Here is a 17,377-nt window from a genome sequence, read left to right on the forward strand (position 1 = left end):
TCAGTCAAGCTTGATCCCGAGATCCCTGATGACCTTGCCATAGCGCTCGGTGTCCCTGCGGAGCGCGGCGGCCAGCTGCTCGGGCGTGCTCTTCACCAGCTCGACGCCGATCGCATCCATGCGGGCGCGAACTTCGGGCACCGCCAGGGCCTTGTTGATCTCGGTATTGAGCCGCGTGACCAGCTCGGCGGGCATGCCCGCGGGTCCGAATGCGGCGTACCACACGCTCATCTCATAGCCGGGCAGCGTCTCGGCGACGGTGGGCGTGTCGGGCAGCAGCGCGGAGCGCCTGGGCTCCGTCACGGCCAGGAGGCGCAGCTTGCCCGCCTTGACGTGCGGCAGCGTCTGCGTGCCGGCGGAGAACAGGACCTGGGTCTGGTTGCCCACCGTGTCGAGCACGGCCGGCGCGCCGCCCTTGTACGGCACGTGCAGCATGTCGATGCCGGCCGCCTTCTTGAACATCTCGGCGCTCAGGTGGTTGGTGGAGCCGCCGCCGGCCGAGGCGTACGCCAGCTTGCCGGGGTTGGCCTTGGCGTAGGCGATGAACTCGCGCAGGTCCTTCGCCGGCACCGAGGGGTTGACCACCATCGTGTTGATCACGTTGGCCACCAGCGCAATGGGCGTGAAGTCATCCGCGCCCTTGAAGGGCATGCCAGGCATCAGCGTGGGGTTCATCGCGTGCGTGCTCATCGAGCCGATCAGGAGCGTGTAGCCGTCCGGCCTGGCCTTGGCGACGAAGTTGGAGCCGATGTTGCCGGAAGCGCCGACGCGGTTGTCGACCACCACCGGCTGGCCCATCGACTTGCCGAGCTGCTCGGCAATGGCGCGCGCCAGGATGTCGGTCGAGCCGCCGGCGGCCCAGGGGACGATCAGCGTGATCGGCTTCTCGGGGTAGGCAGCCAGGGCAGCCTGCGCGGCGCATGAGAGAGCCAGCAGAAGCAGGCCCCAGAAGGCACGTTGGAGCATGGTGATGTCCTTGGAACGAAGGTGAGGAAGTTGAAGCAAGACGACGGAAATCAGCGGCCCACGGCATAGCCCTGCATGCCGCGCGGGTTGGCGCCGGCACGCAGCACCAGCCGGCCCTGCGCGTCGTGTTCGCGGCTGCAGGCGGACATGCGGCTTTCGGACCAGGCATCGCCGACCTGCACCTGGTGGCCCATTGCGCGCAGCTGTTCGAGCGCCTCGGGGTCGAAGCGCGATTCCAGCGTGAGCGTGTTGAGCGTGGTCTGGCGCGGCCAGAAGGAGCCGGGGGCGTGCTTGACGTGCCAGGCCGGCGCGTCGATGGCCTGCTGCAGGTTGAGGCCGTGCACCGCATGGCGCAGGAAGAAGCCGACCGACCACTGGTCCTGCTGGTCGCCGCCGGGTGTTCCGAACGCCATGTAGGGCTCGCCGTCGCGCAGCGCCATCGACGGCGACAGCGTGGTGCAGGGCGCGACGCGCGGCTCGAGCGAGCTGGGCAGCCCCTCGTCGAGCCAGCTCATCTGCAGCCGCGTGTTCAGCGCGAAGCCCAGCGCCGGAATCGCGGGGCTCGAGGACAGCCAGCCGCCCGAAGGCGTGGCCGCGACCATGTTGCCGTGCCGGTCGATCACGTCGATGTGGCAGGTGTCGCCCACGAAGATCTCGCGCTCCGCCCATTCGGCGACCGGCGGCAGCGCGGCGAAGGTGGGCTCGCCGACGCCGAAGCGCGTGTCGGCCGTGCGCAGGGTCCGCGCACTCGCGTCCAGGTCGGGCAGGCGCGGGGCAAGGCCGAGCGGCTCGCCGGGCCGCAGCACGTCGGACGCGCGCCCTGGATCGACCATGGCCCAGCGTTCGCGCAGGTAGGCATCCGACAGCAGCGCCTGCTGCGCATCGGCACGCGCGCCGGACGCCGCGCCATACCACGCCAGCCGGTCGGCCAAGGCCAGCTTGGCGGCTTCGGTGATGCGGTGCACGAAGCCCGCCGTGCCGGGCGCATGGTGCTCGAGCCCCGCATGGCGCAGCATGCCAATCTGCTGCAGGAACGCCGGTCCCTGGCTCCAGAAGCCGCACTTCGCGACCGTGTAGCGGCCGAACTGCGCCGTGAGCGGCGCCTCGGTGGCAACGCGCCATGCGGCCATGTCCTCGTAGCGCAGCAGGCCGGTGTGCGCCTCGCCGCTGCTGTCGCGCACGGCCGTGCCGCGGCAGTAGCCGTCGATCTCGCGCGCCACGAACCCCTGCTGCCAGGTGCGGATCGCCGCATCGATCACGCCGGTGCGGCCGCTGCCTTCGCGCTCGGCGGTTTCGACGATGCGGCTGTAGGTGGCGGCCAGCGCCGGCAGCCGGAACAGCGAACCCGGCTGGGGCAGATTGCCGCCGGGCAGCCACACCTCGGCCGACGAATGCCAATGTTCGAGAAACAGGCCGCGCACGGCAAAAATTGCCTCGGCGACGCGCGGTACCAGCGGAAAGCCGTCGCGCGCATAGCCGATCGCCGGTGCCAGCACCCCGGCGAGCGACCAGGTGCCGTGCTCGCGCAGCAGGGTGAGCCAGGCGGAGAACGCGCCCGGCACCGTGGCCGCCAGGAGGCCGATGCCCGGCACCTGCTCGAAACCGAGCGCGCGGAACGCCGCGGCGCTGGCCTCGGCCGGCGCGCAGCCCTGTCCACGGATGGCATGCATGCGCCGCTCGCGTTCGCTCCACAGCAGGATCGGCGCCTCGCCGCCGGGGCCGTTGAGGTGCGGCTCGACCACCTGCAGCACGAAGCCCGCGGCCACGGCGGCGTCGAAGGCGTTGCCGCCGCGTTCGAGCACGCCCATCGCGGTTTGCGAGGCCAGCCAGTGGGTCGAAGAGGCAACGCCGAAGGTACCGGCGATTTCAGGACGGGTCGTGAACATCCGGCCGAGTGTAGAAACAACGAATAGCCAATAACGCATATTTTCTTATGAATGCATGCATTGACTGCTATACCTCTCGCATAGGATGGCGGCATGCCGCCGCCGACACTGCAACACCTCACGCCGCGGCTCAAGCTGCGCCACTTCGCCCTTCTCGCGGAGCTCGAGCGCCAGCGCTCGGTCAGCCGCGCGGCGCAGCACCTCGGTCTGAGCCAGCCCACCGTCACGCGTGCGCTGGGGGAGATCGAGAACATCTTCATGACGCCGCTGTTCACCCGCGGCCGACGCGGGCTGGAGCCCACGGCCGCGGGCCTGCTGGTGTTGGCGCGGGCACGGGTTGCGCTGGCCGATGCGCAATCGCTGGGGCAGGACCTGGCAGCGCTTGGCACGGGGCTGCAGGGGCGGCTGCGCATCGGCGTCATTCCCTTTCTTTCGCGCGTCACGCAGGACGCCGTCTGGCAACACCTGCTGGCGGTGCGGCCGCGCCTGGGCTTCGTGGTCGAAGAGGCCACGACCCATGCGCTCGTACAGGCCGTGCAGGCGCGCACGCTGGACTGCGCGATCTGCCGCTTCACACCGGCCAGCGCCGAAGCCGGGCTGGCACAGCAGTTCCTCTACGAGCAGGAGCCGCGCCTCGTGGTGTCGCGCACAGCCGCCCAGCGGCTGCTGCGGCGCGGACTGGATTGGGAGGCCTTCGTGTCCCTGCACTGGATCTTCCCGCCGGCGGACACGCCGATCCGCCAGATGATCCATTCGATCTTCGCCTCGGCCGGGCAGCCGGTGCCGGTGCCCCTGCTGGAGGCCTACGCGCACAAGACGCTGGTATCGGTGCTGCGGCACATGCCCGACGCGATCACCATCCTGCCCGACGACATTGCGCAGGAGGTGGCCGATGCGAGCGGCGCCCGCGTGATGCCCCAGCGCCTGCAGTGGAACCTGCCGCCCGTGGGTGTGGTGCGGCTGCAGGATGCGGCCAACGCGACCATCGTGGACGCAATGACCGAAGCGCTTCGCAACGCGCGGCCCTAGCGGCTGGAAAGCTCCTGTGCCGCTTTGGCCAGTCCGGCATCGGCCTGGCTGCGGAACTGCCGCGGCGTGACGCCGTTCTGCAGCCTGAAGCGGCGGCTGAAATAGACCGAGTCGCCGAAGCCGCACTGCCGCGCGATGTCGCCGATGCGGGCGTTCGAGGTCACCAGCAGTTCCTTCGCGCGTTCCAGGCGCCGTTCGGTCACCAGCTCGGTGAAGGTGCGCTGGGTCTGTTTCTTGAGCAGGTGCGCGAGGTAGTTGGGCGAGAGCATGGCCGCCGCCGCGGCATCGTTGAGCGACACCTCCTCGGCCAGGTGCTCGCGCACGTAGCGCATCACGCGCTGCAGCGCATCGTGGCCCGCGCTGCGGCCGCTCTGCAGCGCCGCCTGGGCGAGCAGCGGCGCCTCGTGCCGGCGGCAGGCCAGCGCCATCAGCTGCAGCAGGATGCCGCGGATCGCGCCCACGGCGCCGAAGCGCCGTTCCCGGTTCAGCGCGGCGAGCTCATCGAGCCATCCGAGGATGCGCGCGAAATCGGCGTCGCCGAAGTGAAAGTCCACCCACTCCTGGAACAGGAAGGGCGCGAGCTCGGGCTGGCGCGCGGCCGGCACCTCCTCCAGGTCGAGCGCCTCAACCGCCAGTTCGGGCCAGAGAAAGCCCTGGTCGAAGTTCACGATGGCATAGCGCGCGCCGGGCGGATGCGGCACCACGTGCACGCGGTAAGGCAGCACGAAGCTCAGGTGCCTCGCGGTGAACGGCCGCACCGCGCCGCCGATCACCTGCTGCGAGCCGCCGTCGATGCTGACCTGGATCTGGAAATACTCGTGCCGGTGCGGGCGCGCCAGCACGTCGCGTGCGCCTTCGAAGCGGATGTCGAAGTCGAGGTGGTTCGCGCGCTCCTGCATGCCATAGAGGCGCAGGCTGCTGGATGGAAGGGCCGACATGGCGCGATGGTAAGCCCCTGCCCAGGGCGGCCCTGCAGGCGGTCCGGTGTTGCTTGCGTCCTGTTTTTGCGTAGATGCGTACGCAAGCGCCGCCGCCGCGCGCTCCAGAATGGCCCGGCTGGCTGCGGCCGGCCTTCATCGCCTTTCATAAAAGATCCAGGAGACAAAGACCATGTCCAATTCACGACGCGGCCTGCTGGCCGGCTCCGCCGCCGTGGCTGCCAGCGCCATGGCCGGCTGCGCGCTGCCTGCCGGCGCATCGCGCTCGGTGCAAACGCCCTTCACGGTGGCGCAGACCACGGTGCCGATCGTCGGCAGCGAGCAGGCGTTTCCGGTGCGCCGCATCTACTGCATCGGCCGCAACTATGCGGCCCATGCGCGCGAGATGGGCTCCGACCCCAACCGCGAACCACCCTTCTTCTTCCAGAAACCGGCGGACGCGATCCAGGTGGTCACGCCCGGCACCGTGGCCGACCATCCGTATCCCTCGCTGACGAAGAACTACCACTACGAGGTGGAACTGGTGGTCGCACTCGGCAAGGGCGGGCGCAACATCGCGGCAGCGGATGCGCTGGGCCTGGTCTACGGCTACTCGCTCGGGCTGGACATGACCCGGCGCGACCTGCAGCGCGAGATGGGCGACCAGAAGAAGCCCTGGGAAATCGGCAAGAGCTTCGACCATTCGGCACCCATCGGGCCGATCCATCCCGTGGCCAAGGTCGGCCACTACACCGACGGCGCGATCTGGCTCAAGGTGAATGGCCAGACCAAGCAGAACGCCACGCTCAAGTACATGATCTGGTCGGTGGCGGAGCAGATCAGCCGCCTGTCGCAGGCTTTCGAGCTGATGCCCGGCGACATCATCTACTCGGGCACGCCCGAGAACGTGGGTCCAGTGGTGCGCGGCGACCTGATCGAGATCCACATCGACGGCCTGCCGAACCTGTCGGTGCGCATCGTCTGATGGATGCGCCGGCCAGCTAGCTGCCGGCCACCTTCATGCGGTTGACCAGCACCGAGCCCGTGGTCTTGGCGCCGAAGGTGTAGGCATCGGCGCCGATGGCCTCGATGCCCATCAGCATGTCCTTGAGGTTGCCGGCAATGGTGATCTCGTGCACCGGGAAGGCGATCTTGCCCTTCTCGACCCAGAAGCCGCTCGCGCCGCGCGAGTAGTCGCCGGTGACGTAGTTCACGCCCTGACCCATCAGCTCGATCACGAACAGGCCGGTGCCGAGCTTGGCGAGCATGGCGTCGAGGTCGTCGGTGTGCTTGGTGAGGCGCGAGCTCAGGATCAGGTTGTGCGAGCCGCCGGCGTTGCCGGTGGTCTTCATGCCGAGCTTGCGCGCGGAATAGGTCGACAGGAAGTAGCCTTCGAGCCGGCCGGCGTCCACCACCTTGCGCGCACGGGTCGCCACGCCTTCGTCGTCGAAGGGCGAGCTGCCCTTGCCGCGCAGGATGTGCGGGTCTTCGGCCACGTCGACATGCTTCGGCAGCACCGGCTTGCCGAGCGAATCGAGCAGGAAGCTGCTCTTGCGGTACAGCGCCCCGCCGCTCACGGCCTGCACCAGCCCGCCCAGGAGGCCCACGGCCAGCGGCGACTCGAACAGCACCGGGCACTCGGTGGTCTTGATCTTGCGCGACTTGAGCCGGCTCAGCGCCCGTTCGGCGGCATAGCGGCCCACCGCCTGCGGGCTGGCCAGCTCGTCGGCCGAGCGCATGGAGCTGTACCAGGAGTCGCGCTGCATGTCGTCGCCCTTGCCGGCGATGGGCGCGACCGAGATCGAATGCCGCGAGCTGGCATAGCCGCCGCGGAAACCGTGGGTGTGGGCGCTGAAGAAGTGGCTCTGCTGGGCCGAGACGCCCGCGCCTTCGCTGTTGGTGATGCGCTTGTCGGTCGAAAGCGCCGCCTCTTCGCATTCGAGCGCGAGCTTGGCCGCTTGCTCGCTGGTCACGCTCCAGGGATGGAACAGGTCGAGCTCGGGGTGCTCCTTGGCAATATCCTCTTCGTCGGGAAGGCCGCTGACCGGGTCTTCGGCAGTGAAGCGGGCGATGTCGTAGGCGGCCTGCACGGTCTGGGCGATGGCGGCCTCGGAGAAGTCGGAGGTGCTGGCGTTGCCGCGGCGGTGGCCCACGTAGACCGTGATGCCCAGCGACTTGTCGCGGTTGCGCTCCACGTTCTCGAGCTCGCCCTTGCGGACCGAGACGCTGAGGCCGCAGCCCTCGGAGGCCTCGGCGCCGGCATCGGTGGCACCGAGCTTTTTGGCGTGGGCCAGGGCCGTGTCGACCAGGTTTTCGAAGAAGGAGCGGCTGTAGGCGAAGCCGGAATCGGCGCGCGAGGAGGATGTCGTCATGTGGTGGCTATGATACTTGCGCCCCCCATATCCCGTTTTGCCCCGGCTTACCGTTGCGCATTGCACGCGTTGCAACGCCGCACGGTGCGGCCCAGAATCCACCCCATGTCCCGCAAACCCAAAAAAGGCTATTTCGTCCGTGGCCAGTTCGTTGCCGAAGGCAGCGAGCTCGACCTGGAGCTCAAGCGCGAGCTCAAGGGCACCGACGAAGCCAGCCGCACCGATCTCAAGCGCGAAAGCGATGAACTGCAAAAGCTCGGCACCGAACTGCTCGGCCTGCGCGCCGGCCTGTTCGATGCCCTCCCGCTGGGCGAAAAACTGGTCGACGCCGTCGCCGAAGCCAAGCGCATCACCAATTTCGAGGGCAAGCGCCGCCAGATGCAGTTCATCGGCAAGCTGATGCGCAAGCTCGAACCCGAAGTACTCGAAGCCGTGAGGCTCGCCCTCGCCGAGCAGAACAGCGTGCCCGCAGCCGAAACCGCCGCGCTGCACGAGGCCGAACGCTGGCGCGACCGGCTGATTGCCGACGACGACGCGCTGGGCGGCTGGATCGAAACCCACCCCGCCACCGATTCGCAGCAGCTGCGCGCCCTGGTGCGCCAGGCCCGCAAGGACCTGAAGGCCGGGCCGGCCGGCGAGGCGCCGCGCCAGGGCAAGGCCTACCGCGAGATCTTCCAGCTGGTGCGGGAGCAGCTCGCTGTGCACGGCGGTGCGGACCACGCGGCGGAGGCTGCCGCGCAAGACCGGGAAGAGGACGCATGAGCGCACCCGACCCCGTCCGCATCGGCATCGTCTCCATCAGCGACCGCGCCTCCAGCGGCACCTACGAGGACAAGGGCCTGCCCTCGCTGCAGGCCTGGCTCGGCCGGGCGCTGAAGAACCCGGTCGATTTCGAGGCCCGGCTGATTCCCGACGAAGCGGCCCTCATCAGCGCCACGCTGATCGAGCTGGTGAACGCCGGCTGCTCTCTGGTGCTGACCACCGGCGGCACCGGCCCGGCCCTGCGCGACGTGACGCCCGAGGCCACCCTGGCCGTGGCCCACAAGGAAATGCCCGGCTTCGGCGAGCAGATGCGCCAGATCAGCCTGTGCTTCGTGCCCACCGCGATCCTGTCGCGCCAGGTGGCGGTGATCCGCGACAAGAGCCTGATCATCAACCTGCCGGGACAGCCGAAGTCGATCGCGGAAACGCTCGAAGGGCTGAAAGACACCGAAGGCGTGCAGGTCGTGCCCGGCATCTTCGCGGCGGTGCCCTACTGCATCGACCTGATCGGCGGGCCGTACCTCGAAACGGACGACACGGTCTGCAAGGCGTTCCGGCCGAAGTCGGCCATTCGCACCCGCTGAGCTGGCGCACTACCCGCGCCTTCACGGCGCCGGAGCGCTCCTGGCCTCGATCTCCTTCAGGCAGGCATTGATTGCCGCGTTCGATGCCTGCTCATGGCAGCGCGCGGCAGCCGCCCGCACGGTTTTCTGCTGCACGCGGCGCTCTTGCGCGCTGTCGATCTGGTAGCTCATGAGCCACTTCATGGCAAATGCCAGCACGATTCCGAAGCCGATGGATGCGCCGACCAGCGTCGATCGCCAGGTTCGGGCGCGCGGGCCAACAGCGTGTGAATGCTCATGTGCCATGGGAACCTTGCAGTGCAGGATCCAGCGGTGCGCCGTGGACCTGCTCCTGCACTTCTTCCTCCTCTTCGTCGCGCCGGTGCGCGATGCGGTAGAGCAGCGGAAGCACCAGCAGCGTCAGCGCGGTCGACGAAAGAATACCGCCGATCACCACCGTGGCCAGCGGCCGCTGCACTTCGGCACCGGTGCCGGTGGCAATGGCCATCGGCACGAAGCCCAGCGATGCGACCAATGCGGTCATCAGCACCGGCCGCAGGCGCGTGAGCGCGCCTTCCCGGATCGCCGCGTCGAGCGGCAGCCCGCCTTCGCGCAGGTTGCGGATGAACGAGATCATCACCAGCCCGTTGAGCACCGCCACGCCAGACAGCGCAATGAAGCCCACCGCCGCCGATATCGACAGCGGAATGCCGCGCATCCACAGCGCCACGATGCCGCCCGTAAGCGCAAACGGAATGCCGGTGAACACCAGCAGGCCGTCCTTGAGGTTGCCGAACATCGCGAACAGCAGCGTGAACACCAGCAGCAGCGACACCGGCACCACGATCTGCAGCCGCTGCGTGGCCGAAGCGAGGTTCTCGTACTGGCCGCCCCACACGGTCCAGTAGCCGGTGGGAATCTTCACGTTGCGCATCGCTTCCTCCGCCTCGGCCACGAAGGAGCCGAGGTCGCGCCCGCGCACATTGGCGCTCACCACGATGCGGCGCTTGCCGTCCTCGCGGCTCACCTGGTTGGGGCCGGGCGCGATGTCGAGCGTGGCCACCTCGCCCAGCGGAATGAAGCTGGTGCGCTGGCCTTCGGCGCCCGTGCCCTTGGGCAGGGCCACGGGCAGGCGCCTGATGGCTTCGAGGTCGGTGCGCAGGTTCTCGGGCAGGCGCACGATGATGTCGAAGCGGCGGTCGCCGTCGAACAGCGTGCCGGCCTCGCGCCCGCCCACCGCGATGGAGATCGCGTCCTGCACGTCGCCCACGTTGAGGCCGTAGCGCGCGGTCTTGTTGCGGTCTATGTTCACGGTGAGCATCGGCAGGCCGGTGGTCTGCTCGACCTTCACCTCGGCCGCGCCGGCGATCTTTCCCAGCACGCCCGACACCTCGGCCGCCGTCTTGTTCAGCACGTCCATGTCGTCGCCGAAGATCTTCACGGCCACGTCGCTGCGCACGCCCGAGATCAGCTCGTTGAAGCGCAGCTGGATCGGCTGCGAGAACTCGTAGTTGTTGCCTGGCAGCTTCTCCACTTCTTCCTGCACCGCCGCAAGGAGCTCGTCGCGCGTACGACGAGGCTGGGGCCACTCGCTCTCGGGCTTGAGCATGATGTAGCCGTCGGAGATGTTCGGCGGCATCGGGTCGGATGCAATCTCGGCCGTGCCGGTGCGCGCAAACACGCGCTCGATCTCCGGAAACTTCGCCTTCAGCGTGCGTTCGAGCTGCTTCTGCATCTCGACCGACTGCGTGAGGCTGGTGCCCGGAATGCGCAGCGCCTGAATGGCGAAGTCGCCTTCGCTCAGGCTCGGCACGAACTCCGTGCCCAGGCGCGTGGCCAGCAGGCCCGACAGCACCACCGCCACCGCGGCCAGCGTGATGACCAGCGGCTTGGCCGCCATGACGCGCGCCAGCAGCGGCTCGTAGCCGCGCTTGGCCCACACCATCAGGCGGCTTTCCTTCTCGCTGACCTTGTTGCCGATGAACAGCGCCACGGCCGCGGGAATGAAGGTGATCGACAGGATCATCGCGCCCAGCAGCGCGATCACCACGGTGAAGGCCATCGGGTGGAACAGCTTGCCCTCGACACCCGTGAGCGCAAAGATCGGCAGGTACACGATCATGATGATGAGCTGGCCGAACAGCAGCGGCCGGCGCGCCTCCTGCGAGGCCGCGAACACTTCGTGGAAGCGCTCGCTGCGCGTCAGCGGCCGCCCCTTGTGGGCCTGCGCATGGGCCAGCCTTCGCACGCAGTTCTCCACGATCACCACCGCGCCGTCGATGATGATGCCGAAGTCCAGCGCGCCCAGGCTCATGAGGTTGGCGCTGACCTTCTGGTTCACCATGCCGGTGAAGGTGAAGAGCATCGACAGCGGAATCACCAGCGCGGTGATCAGCGCCGCGCGGATGTTGCCGAGGAACAGGAACAGGATCGCGATGACCAGCACCGCACCCTCGAACAGGTTCTTCTTCACCGTGGCGATGGCCTTGTCGACCAGCACGGTGCGGTCGTACACCGTCACGGCCTTCACGCCGGCGGGCAGCGTGCGATTGATCTCCTGCATCTTCTTGTCGACAGCCTGCGACACGGTGCGGCTGTTCTCGCCGATCAGCATGAACACGGTGCCCAGCACCACCTCGCGGCCGTTGTCGGTGGCGGCGCCCGTGCGCAGCTCCTTGCCGATGCCGACCTCGGCCACGTCCTGCACGCGCAGCGGAATGCCGTTGGCGTTGCCGAGGATGACGTTGGCGATGTCTTCCGCCGACTTCACCTGCCCCGGTGCGCGGATGAGGTACTGCTCGCCGCGCTTCTCGATGTAGCCCGCGCCCACGTTGGCGTTGTTGCGTTCCAGCGCGGTGACGAGGTCGGTCATCGTGAGGCCGTGGGCCAGCAGCTTGGCCGGATCGGGCGCGATGTGGAACTCCTTGGCGTAGCCGCCGATGGAATTGATCTCGGTCACGCCCGCCACGTTGCGCAGCTGCGGCTTGATGATCCAATCCTGTATCTCGCGCAGGTCGGTGGGCGAGTAGGGCTTGCCGTCGGGCTTCCTCGCGCCCTCTTCCGCCTCGACGGTCCAGAGGTAGATTTCGCCCAGGCCGGTCGAGATGGGCCCGATCACCGGCGAGATGCCGCCGGGCATGCTCTCCCGCGCGGACTGGATGCGCTCGTTGACGAGCTGCCGCGCAAAGTAGATGTCGGTGCCGTCCTTGAAGATCACCGTGACCTGCGAAAGGCCGTAGCGCGACAGCGAGCGGGTCTGCTGCAGGCCCGGCAGCCCGGCCATGACGGTCTCGATGGGGTAGGTCACGCGCTGCTCGGTCTCCAGCGGGGAGTAGCCGGGCGCGGCGGTGTTGATCTGCACCTGCACGTTGGTGATGTCGGGCACGGCGTCGATGGGCAGCTTCTGGTAGCTGAAGATGCCGAGCGCCGCCATGCCGAGCACGGCGAGCAGGATCAGCCAGCGCTGCTCGATGGAGAAGCGGATGATGCGTTCGAACATGCGTGCTTCCTCAGTGGGTGTGCGTGGCCGAGCTCTTGCCCTGCTGCGACTTCACGACGAAGCTGCCGCTGGCTGCATAGGCCGCACCGGGCTTCAGGCCGCTCACGATCTCGATGCGCTTGCCGTCGCTGCGCCCGGTCTGCACGTGCTGCGGCATAAAGCCGCCGGGCACGCGCAGGAACACGGTGGGCTTGTCTTCCACCGTCTGCACCGCCTCCGCCGAAACGGTCACGGGCGCATCCATCTCGGAGGCCACGAGCTCGACGTTCACGAACAGCCCCGGGCGCCAGATTCGCTGCGGGTTCGTCAGCGTGACGCGTGCAGTGGCGGTGCGCGTCTGCGCGCCGATCAGCGAGCCCACGTAGGACACCTTGCCGGTCGCGGTCTGGTCGAAGGCGCTGGAGCGGATGCTCACCGGCTCGCCGATGCGCACCAGGTTCAGGTTGTTGGCGGCCACGCTGATCTCGGCCCACACGGTCGACAGATCGGAGATGGTGAAGACGTTGACGGCCTCGCCCACCGATTCGCCGAGCGAGATGTGCTTTTCGACCACCATGCCGTCGAAGGGTGCGCGCAGCTCGTAGCGGCCCAGCGCCGACGAACCCGGCGTGGCGCCGAGCGCCAGCAGCTTCTGGTTGGCGTTGGCCACTGCGATCTGCGCTTCCTGCATCGCCTGCTGGGCTTGCAGGTAGTCCTGCTGCGGGGAGATCTTTTCTTCCCACAGTTTCTTCTCGCGCTCGTAGGTCGTGCGGGCCAGCTCCAGCCGGCGCTGCGCCGACTGCAGCTCGCTGCGCTGCTCCGACAGCGAGGGACTCGACAGCACCGCCAGCACCTGCCCGCGCTTGACCTCCTGGCCCAGGTTGGCCGGCACACTGTCGACCACACCCGCCACGCGCGGCACCACGTGGGCCGTGCGGTCTTCATTGAACTTGATCTCGCCGGGCAGCTGCAGCGACGACTTGATGCGCGCGGGGCCGGCGCTCTCGATGGTCATGTCGGCGGCCTTGATCTGCTCGTCGGTGAAGGCGATCTTTTCTTCGTCTTCCTTGTGTTCCGACGTCGCGGCTTTTTTCTTGCCCTCTTCCTTGTCCTTTTCCTTGCCTTTCTCGTGGTGTTCGTTGTCGGCATGGCCCTTGGCTTCGCCGTGACCGTGGTCGTGGTCCTTGCCCTCTTCCTTGGCTTCCTTGCCACCTTCTTCGTGATGCTCGCCGTCGCCATGCGCGGCAGCCTCCGAATGGCCGGCCGCTTCGGGCTTGGCGGGTGATGTGCGCAGGATCATCGCGCCGGCGCCCAGGCCCAGTACCAGCACGGCCGCGATGGCGATCCACTGCTTCTTGCCGACGCGCTCGGCGAAAGGTTTGCGTTCTTCGGTGTTCATGATCTGTGGAGTTCCTTGCTTGTCAGCGCGCGACGGGCGTTGTCGCGGCAGAAATGTCATTGCCTTCGGCTCCGAGCAGCCGGTCGAGGTCGCCGGCCGCGCGGTGCGCGTCGGCCAGCGCGAGCAGGTACTGCGCGCGCACCTGGAACAGCGTGCGCTGCGCATCGAGTGCTTCCAGGAAGCTGAACTTGCCCAGCTCGAAGCCCTTGGTGGCCGCCTTGTAGGCGGTCTCGGCGCCGGGCAGCGCGTCGCGCTGCAGCGTCTCGGCGGTGGCGCGGGCGGAGCGCAGGCGCTCCGAAGCCTGCGCGACATCGGTGCCCAGCTGCAGCTCGGCGGCAGCGAGGTCGTCGCGCGCCTTTTCTTCGCGGCTCAGGGCCTCTGCCACGTTGCCGCGGTTGGTGTCGAAGATCGGCAGCGGAATCGACAGGCCCACGACCACCTGGTTGCGCCGGCTGCTGCCGGTCTCGCCTTCGGATGCCGGCACACGCTTGGCGCCGAGCGACACAGTCACGTCGGGGATACGCTTGGCCTGCTCCAGGTCGGACAGCGCCTTGCGCCGCTCGACTTCGAGCCGCGCCTGCTGCACCACGGGCGCCGCGCCCAGGCGGCTGGCCACGTCCTGCGTCATTGCCGGCAACTGGTCGACCGCGCCATCCACCTGCATGAAGCGCGGATTCGGGTTGCCCCACAGCGCGGCCAATTGCTGGCGCGCCGAGCGCAGCGTGCCTTCGGCCTGCATCAGCTCGACGCGGATGCCAGCCTCGGCCACGCGGGCCCTGGTTTCTTCCAGCGGCGAGACCTTGCCGGCGGCCACTCGATTGGCCGCCGCGCGGGTGGCCGTCTGCGCAAGACTCACGGAATCCTGCGCGAGCCGCAGGCGCTCCTGTGCGGTGAGCACGTCGAAGAAGGCGGTGACGGTCGCCGCACGCACCTCGGCGCGACGGCCGGCCAGCGCCGACGAGGCCTGGTCACGCGCGCGTTCGGCCGCCGTCACGCGGGCCGCGCGCTTGCCACCCAGTTCGAGGGGCTGGCTCAGCTGCAGCGTGGTGGTGCGGTTGTCGCGGCGCCAGTCTTCCACCTGCACGTCGAGCGTGGGGTTGGGCCAGGCGCCGGCCTGGACGATGGCGGCCTCTGTGGCCTCCTGCTCGCGGAATGCGGCAGACAGGCCGGGGTTGGCCTGCAACGCCATCGCAATGGCGTTGCGCAGGGTCAGCGGGCCCGCAGGCTCCAGCGTGCGGGCAGCCGCGCCGGACTGCTGTGAATACGGCGTGCCGGCAGCGGCCGACACTGCGACCTGTTGTGAAAAAGCCGGGGGCGCCGCCAAGGCCAACAAGGCCAGCGGCACGAAGAGCGTGCGCATCGAATTCTCCTGGGTTGCAAAACAACGGACGGACGAATTCGGCGAGAGCTCAGCTGCTGATGTCGGGTATCAGGGGGATGGGTGGTTCTCTCGCCGAATCAAATGGCGAGAGGCCATGCGGGAGGCACGGGCACTTCCGAGATGTGCGAGATGAAATGCTCAGCGGGCACGGCGCGCAGCGCCCGTGCCATCGGCAGCGCATTCACTCGATCGGACGCCGACGGCAGGTGCTGCGCCTGGCCCAGATGGCAGACGGCGCAATCGCCGAGCACGGCGTTGGGCTGGGTGCCGGGGCTCTTCTGCGCGTCATCGGTGCGGGAACCGCCCGCGCTGCGGTCCGGTTCATGCTCGTGATGGCCCCAGTGCTGCGGCTGGACATCGCGTTCGTGCTGGCAATAGGCGGCCGATGCCGCCCAGCTGGACTGGAGCGGGAGCAGAAGCAGCAGGAAGATCAGAAGCCAGCGGCGCATGGTCCAAAAAGTATATCGACGGCATGTGGCATGCTGCTCTGCAATGCCCCTGCGGTTTGCAGGTTGCGGCGCAATGTACGACAAGCGCGCGGGATTTTGTCCGTCGCACCGATTACGAATTCGTAACCTCCGGGCCCCTGCCCCATCGCTAACATCCCATCGATGCGAATTCTGGTCATTGAAGACGAACCCAAGCTTGGCGACTACCTGAAGAAGGGCCTGGAGGAGAACGGGTATGTGGTCGACATTGCGCGCGACGGCATCGAAGGCCGCTACCTCGCCACCGAGGGCGACTACGCGCTGATCCTGCTCGATGTGATGCTTCCCGGCATCGACGGATTCGCGGTGCTGCAGGCGATCCGGCGCACCAGCAACGTGCCCGTGCTGGTGCTCACCGCCCGCGACAAGGTCGAGGATCGGGTCAACGGCCTGCAGCAAGGCGCCGACGACTACCTCGTCAAGCCCTTTTCCTTTTCCGAGCTGCTGGCGCGCATCCAGGCGCTGCTGCGCCGCGGCAAGCCCCAGGAGTCCGCCGTGCTCCGGCTGGCCGACCTGGAGCTCGACCTGGCCAGCCGCAAGTGCTTTCGCAACCGCACGCGGCTGGACCTCACGGCGAAGGAGTTCACGCTGCTGGTGGTGCTGCTGCGCCGCCGCGGGCAGATACTCTCGCGCAGCACGCTCGCCGAGCAGGTGTGGGAGATGAACTTCGACAGCGACACCAACGTGGTCGAGGTGGCCATCCGCAGGCTGCGCAGCAAGATCGACGATCCGTTCGACGTCAAGCTGCTGCACACGGTGCGCGGCATGGGCTACGTGCTCGAGGATCGTTCCTGGTCGTGAGCCCCACAAGGCCGCACTCGATACGCAACCGGCTCACATCCTGGTTCGCCGCGCAGGCATTCTTCGGCCTCAGCGTGGCCTGCCTCGCGGTCTATCTGGTGACGGCATGGAGCTTCGGCGAAAAGCAGGACGACGAACTCGACCACAAGGCGCAGCTGGTGCGGCACCTGCTCGAGGAAGGCGAGAAGGACGGCGATCTTTCCTTCCTGCGCCACAAGCTGGAGGACTTCTTCTCGCTGCAGGACGACGTCGGCCTGTCGATCACGCGGCAGTCCGACGGCAATGTTCTCTTTCGCTCGGCACCGCCCGCGGGCGGGCGCTGGATCCAGCGCGACTTCGTGCACACGTGGAGCCAGGCGGGCGGCGGCACGCCGCTTTCGATCCGCATCGGCATCGACGTGGCAAGGGACGTGGTGCTGCTGCGCCGCCTTGCATGGACACTGCTTGCGGCCGCCGTGCTGGGCACGCTGCTGGTGTCGCTGACCGGCGCGCACCTGGTGCGGCGCGGGCTGCGGCCGCTGGAGGCGCTGGCAGAGCGCACCGCCGCATTGACGCCGGACCACATCAACCAGCCCATCGATGCATCGGCGTTCGCGCAGGAACTGCACCCGTGGATCACGCAGTTCAATGCCCTGCTCCTGCGCGTGCAGAAGGCCTATGTGCAGCTCGAATCGTTCAATGCCGACGTCGCGCACGAGCTGCGCACACCGCTTGCCAACCTGATCGGCTCCACCGAGCTTGCGCTGTCGCGCCCACGGCCGAACGAGGAACTGCAGGCCGTTCTCGCCTCCAATCTCGAGGAAGTCGGCAGGCTCTCGGGCATCGTCACCGATATGCTCTTTCTGTCGCAGGCCGAGCGCGGCGCCCCCCTGCGCGTGAAGGCCGGCACGAGCCTGGCGGCGCAGGCGCGCGATGTGATCGACTTCCACGACGCCATGCTCGAGGAGGCCGGACTCGTGGCCGCGGTCTCCGGCGACGCTGTGGCCGACGTCGACGCCTCCCTGGTGCGGCGTGCGCTTTCCAACCTGCTGGGCAATGCCATCCGCTTCGCGGCGCCGGCGTCCCGCATCGGCATCGAGATCGGCACGGGGCCGAACGAAGCCACGCTCACCGTCGTGAACCGCGGCGAACCGATCGCGACCGAGACGCTGCTGCGCCTGTTCGAGCGCTTCTACCGCGCCGACCCCGCACGGGACAGGTCGGCGCGCCACCACGGCCTGGGGCTCTCGATCGTGGAGGCCATTGCGCGCATGCATGGCGGCCGCGTGTTCGCCTCCAGCGCGAACGGCGAGACCCGCATCGGGTTCGCGGTGCCGCTCGCACGCTGACGGCGCA

15 protein-coding genes are annotated in these 17,377 nt (G+C 68.2%); 6 read left to right on the forward strand and 9 right to left on the reverse strand.

Going from position 1 to position 17,377, the window contains the following annotated elements; genetic code table 11:
* A complete protein-coding gene (locus tag VAPA_RS18065) occupies positions 1 to 966 on the reverse strand; it encodes a Bug family tripartite tricarboxylate transporter substrate binding protein (protein WP_021008204.1) in 966 nt (321 codons plus the stop codon).
* Between the two features lie 50 nt (positions 967 to 1,016).
* Positions 1,017 to 2,852: a gamma-glutamyltransferase family protein gene (locus VAPA_RS18070; protein WP_021008205.1), complete on the reverse strand. Its 1,836-nt coding sequence runs from the start codon at positions 2,850 to 2,852 to the stop codon at positions 1,017 to 1,019.
* 93 nt (positions 2,853 to 2,945) lie between these two features.
* On the opposite strand from VAPA_RS18070, the gene VAPA_RS18075 reads away from it, so the two are divergent.
* Positions 2,946 to 3,881, forward strand: coding sequence for a LysR family transcriptional regulator (locus VAPA_RS18075; RefSeq protein WP_021008206.1), 936 nt, complete (start codon positions 2,946 to 2,948; stop codon positions 3,879 to 3,881).
* On the opposite strand, the gene VAPA_RS18080 is transcribed toward VAPA_RS18075, so the two are convergent.
* Positions 3,878 to 4,780, reverse strand: a complete 903-nt coding sequence (locus tag VAPA_RS18080; protein ID WP_051255392.1) for a helix-turn-helix transcriptional regulator — start codon at positions 4,778 to 4,780, stop codon at positions 3,878 to 3,880. The genes VAPA_RS18075 and VAPA_RS18080 overlap by 4 nt on opposite strands.
* 211 nt (positions 4,781 to 4,991) lie before the next feature.
* On the opposite strand from VAPA_RS18080, the gene VAPA_RS18085 reads away from it, so the two are divergent.
* Positions 4,992 to 5,783 carry a fumarylacetoacetate hydrolase family protein gene (locus tag VAPA_RS18085; RefSeq protein ID WP_021008208.1) on the forward strand — a complete coding sequence of 264 codons (792 nt, stop codon included), beginning with the start codon at positions 4,992 to 4,994 and terminating at the stop codon, positions 5,781 to 5,783.
* Positions 5,784 to 5,799: 16 nt separating this feature from the next.
* Here VAPA_RS18085 and pmbA read toward each other — a convergent pair whose 3' ends face one another.
* Entirely contained in the window at positions 5,800 to 7,170 is a 1,371-nt protein-coding gene (gene pmbA / locus VAPA_RS18090) for a metalloprotease PmbA (RefSeq protein ID WP_021008209.1), read from the reverse strand.
* A gap of 105 nt (positions 7,171 to 7,275) precedes the next feature.
* Here pmbA and yjgA point away from each other — a divergent pair, with 105 nt between their 5' ends.
* A complete protein-coding gene (gene yjgA / locus VAPA_RS18095) occupies positions 7,276 to 7,932 on the forward strand; it encodes a ribosome biogenesis factor YjgA (RefSeq protein ID WP_021008210.1) in 657 nt (218 codons plus the stop codon).
* Positions 7,929 to 8,516 carry a molybdopterin adenylyltransferase gene (gene mog / locus VAPA_RS18100; RefSeq protein WP_021008211.1) on the forward strand — a complete coding sequence of 196 codons (588 nt, stop codon included), beginning with the start codon at positions 7,929 to 7,931 and terminating at the stop codon, positions 8,514 to 8,516. The genes yjgA and mog overlap by 4 nt, the downstream gene beginning before the upstream one ends.
* A 21-nt stretch (positions 8,517 to 8,537) precedes the next feature.
* Here the strand turns inward: mog and VAPA_RS35205 are convergent, their stop codons facing one another.
* The 5 genes from VAPA_RS35205 to czcI form a co-directional block, all read right to left on the reverse strand.
* Entirely contained in the window at positions 8,538 to 8,699 is a 162-nt protein-coding gene (locus tag VAPA_RS35205) for a general secretion pathway protein GspL (protein ID WP_230558891.1), read from the reverse strand.
* Positions 8,700 to 8,790: 91 nt separating this feature from the next.
* Positions 8,791 to 11,994: a CusA/CzcA family heavy metal efflux RND transporter gene (locus VAPA_RS18110; RefSeq protein WP_021008213.1), complete on the reverse strand. Its 3,204-nt coding sequence runs from the start codon at positions 11,992 to 11,994 to the stop codon at positions 8,791 to 8,793.
* Positions 11,995 to 12,004: 10 nt separating this feature from the next.
* Positions 12,005 to 13,372, reverse strand: coding sequence for an efflux RND transporter periplasmic adaptor subunit (locus VAPA_RS18115; protein WP_021008214.1), 1,368 nt, complete (start codon positions 13,370 to 13,372; stop codon positions 12,005 to 12,007).
* Positions 13,373 to 13,394: 22 nt separating this feature from the next.
* The gene (locus VAPA_RS18120) at positions 13,395 to 14,732 is read right to left on the reverse strand and encodes a TolC family protein (RefSeq protein ID WP_021008215.1); all 1,338 of its coding nucleotides are present in this window, start codon (positions 14,730 to 14,732) and stop codon (positions 13,395 to 13,397) included.
* A 98-nt stretch (positions 14,733 to 14,830) separates the two neighbouring features.
* Entirely contained in the window at positions 14,831 to 15,202 is a 372-nt protein-coding gene (czcI, locus tag VAPA_RS18125; protein ID WP_021008216.1) for a cation efflux protein, CzcI family, read from the reverse strand.
* Between the two features lie 162 nt (positions 15,203 to 15,364).
* Here czcI and VAPA_RS18130 point away from each other — a divergent pair, with 162 nt between their 5' ends.
* On the forward strand, positions 15,365 to 16,042 hold the full coding sequence (locus VAPA_RS18130; protein WP_021008217.1) for a heavy metal response regulator transcription factor: 678 nt from the start codon (positions 15,365 to 15,367) through the stop codon (positions 16,040 to 16,042).
* A complete protein-coding gene (locus VAPA_RS18135) occupies positions 16,039 to 17,370 on the forward strand; it encodes a heavy metal sensor histidine kinase (protein ID WP_021008218.1) in 1,332 nt (443 codons plus the stop codon). The genes VAPA_RS18130 and VAPA_RS18135 overlap by 4 nt, the downstream gene beginning before the upstream one ends.
* Positions 17,371 to 17,377 lie beyond the last annotated feature (7 nt).

This window comes from Variovorax paradoxus B4 (assembly GCF_000463015.1).
Taxonomy (GTDB): Bacteria; Pseudomonadota; Gammaproteobacteria; order Burkholderiales; family Burkholderiaceae_C; genus Variovorax; species Variovorax paradoxus_E.

Coding starts and splice junctions, on each gene's coding strand:
- VAPA_RS18065 (WP_021008204.1), bottom strand. CDS start 966: ATGCTCCAACGTGCCTTCTGGGGCCTGCTTCTGCTGGCTCTCTCATGC.
- VAPA_RS18070 (WP_021008205.1), bottom strand. CDS start 2,852: ATGTTCACGACCCGTCCTGAAATCGCCGGTACCTTCGGCGTTGCCTCT.
- VAPA_RS18075 (WP_021008206.1), top strand. CDS start 2,946: ATGCCGCCGCCGACACTGCAACACCTCACGCCGCGGCTCAAGCTGCGC.
- VAPA_RS18080 (WP_051255392.1), bottom strand. CDS start 4,780: ATGCAGGAGCGCGCGAACCACCTCGACTTCGACATCCGCTTCGAAGGC.
- VAPA_RS18085 (WP_021008208.1), top strand. CDS start 4,992: ATGTCCAATTCACGACGCGGCCTGCTGGCCGGCTCCGCCGCCGTGGCT.
- pmbA (WP_021008209.1), bottom strand. CDS start 7,170: ATGACGACATCCTCCTCGCGCGCCGATTCCGGCTTCGCCTACAGCCGC.
- yjgA (WP_021008210.1), top strand. CDS start 7,276: ATGTCCCGCAAACCCAAAAAAGGCTATTTCGTCCGTGGCCAGTTCGTT.
- mog (WP_021008211.1), top strand. CDS start 7,929: ATGAGCGCACCCGACCCCGTCCGCATCGGCATCGTCTCCATCAGCGAC.
- VAPA_RS35205 (WP_230558891.1), bottom strand. CDS start 8,699: ATGAAGTGGCTCATGAGCTACCAGATCGACAGCGCGCAAGAGCGCCGC.
- VAPA_RS18110 (WP_021008213.1), bottom strand. CDS start 11,994: ATGTTCGAACGCATCATCCGCTTCTCCATCGAGCAGCGCTGGCTGATC.
- VAPA_RS18115 (WP_021008214.1), bottom strand. CDS start 13,372: ATGAACACCGAAGAACGCAAACCTTTCGCCGAGCGCGTCGGCAAGAAG.
- VAPA_RS18120 (WP_021008215.1), bottom strand. CDS start 14,732: ATGCGCACGCTCTTCGTGCCGCTGGCCTTGTTGGCCTTGGCGGCGCCC.
- czcI (WP_021008216.1), bottom strand. CDS start 15,202: ATGCGCCGCTGGCTTCTGATCTTCCTGCTGCTTCTGCTCCCGCTCCAG.
- VAPA_RS18130 (WP_021008217.1), top strand. CDS start 15,365: ATGCGAATTCTGGTCATTGAAGACGAACCCAAGCTTGGCGACTACCTG.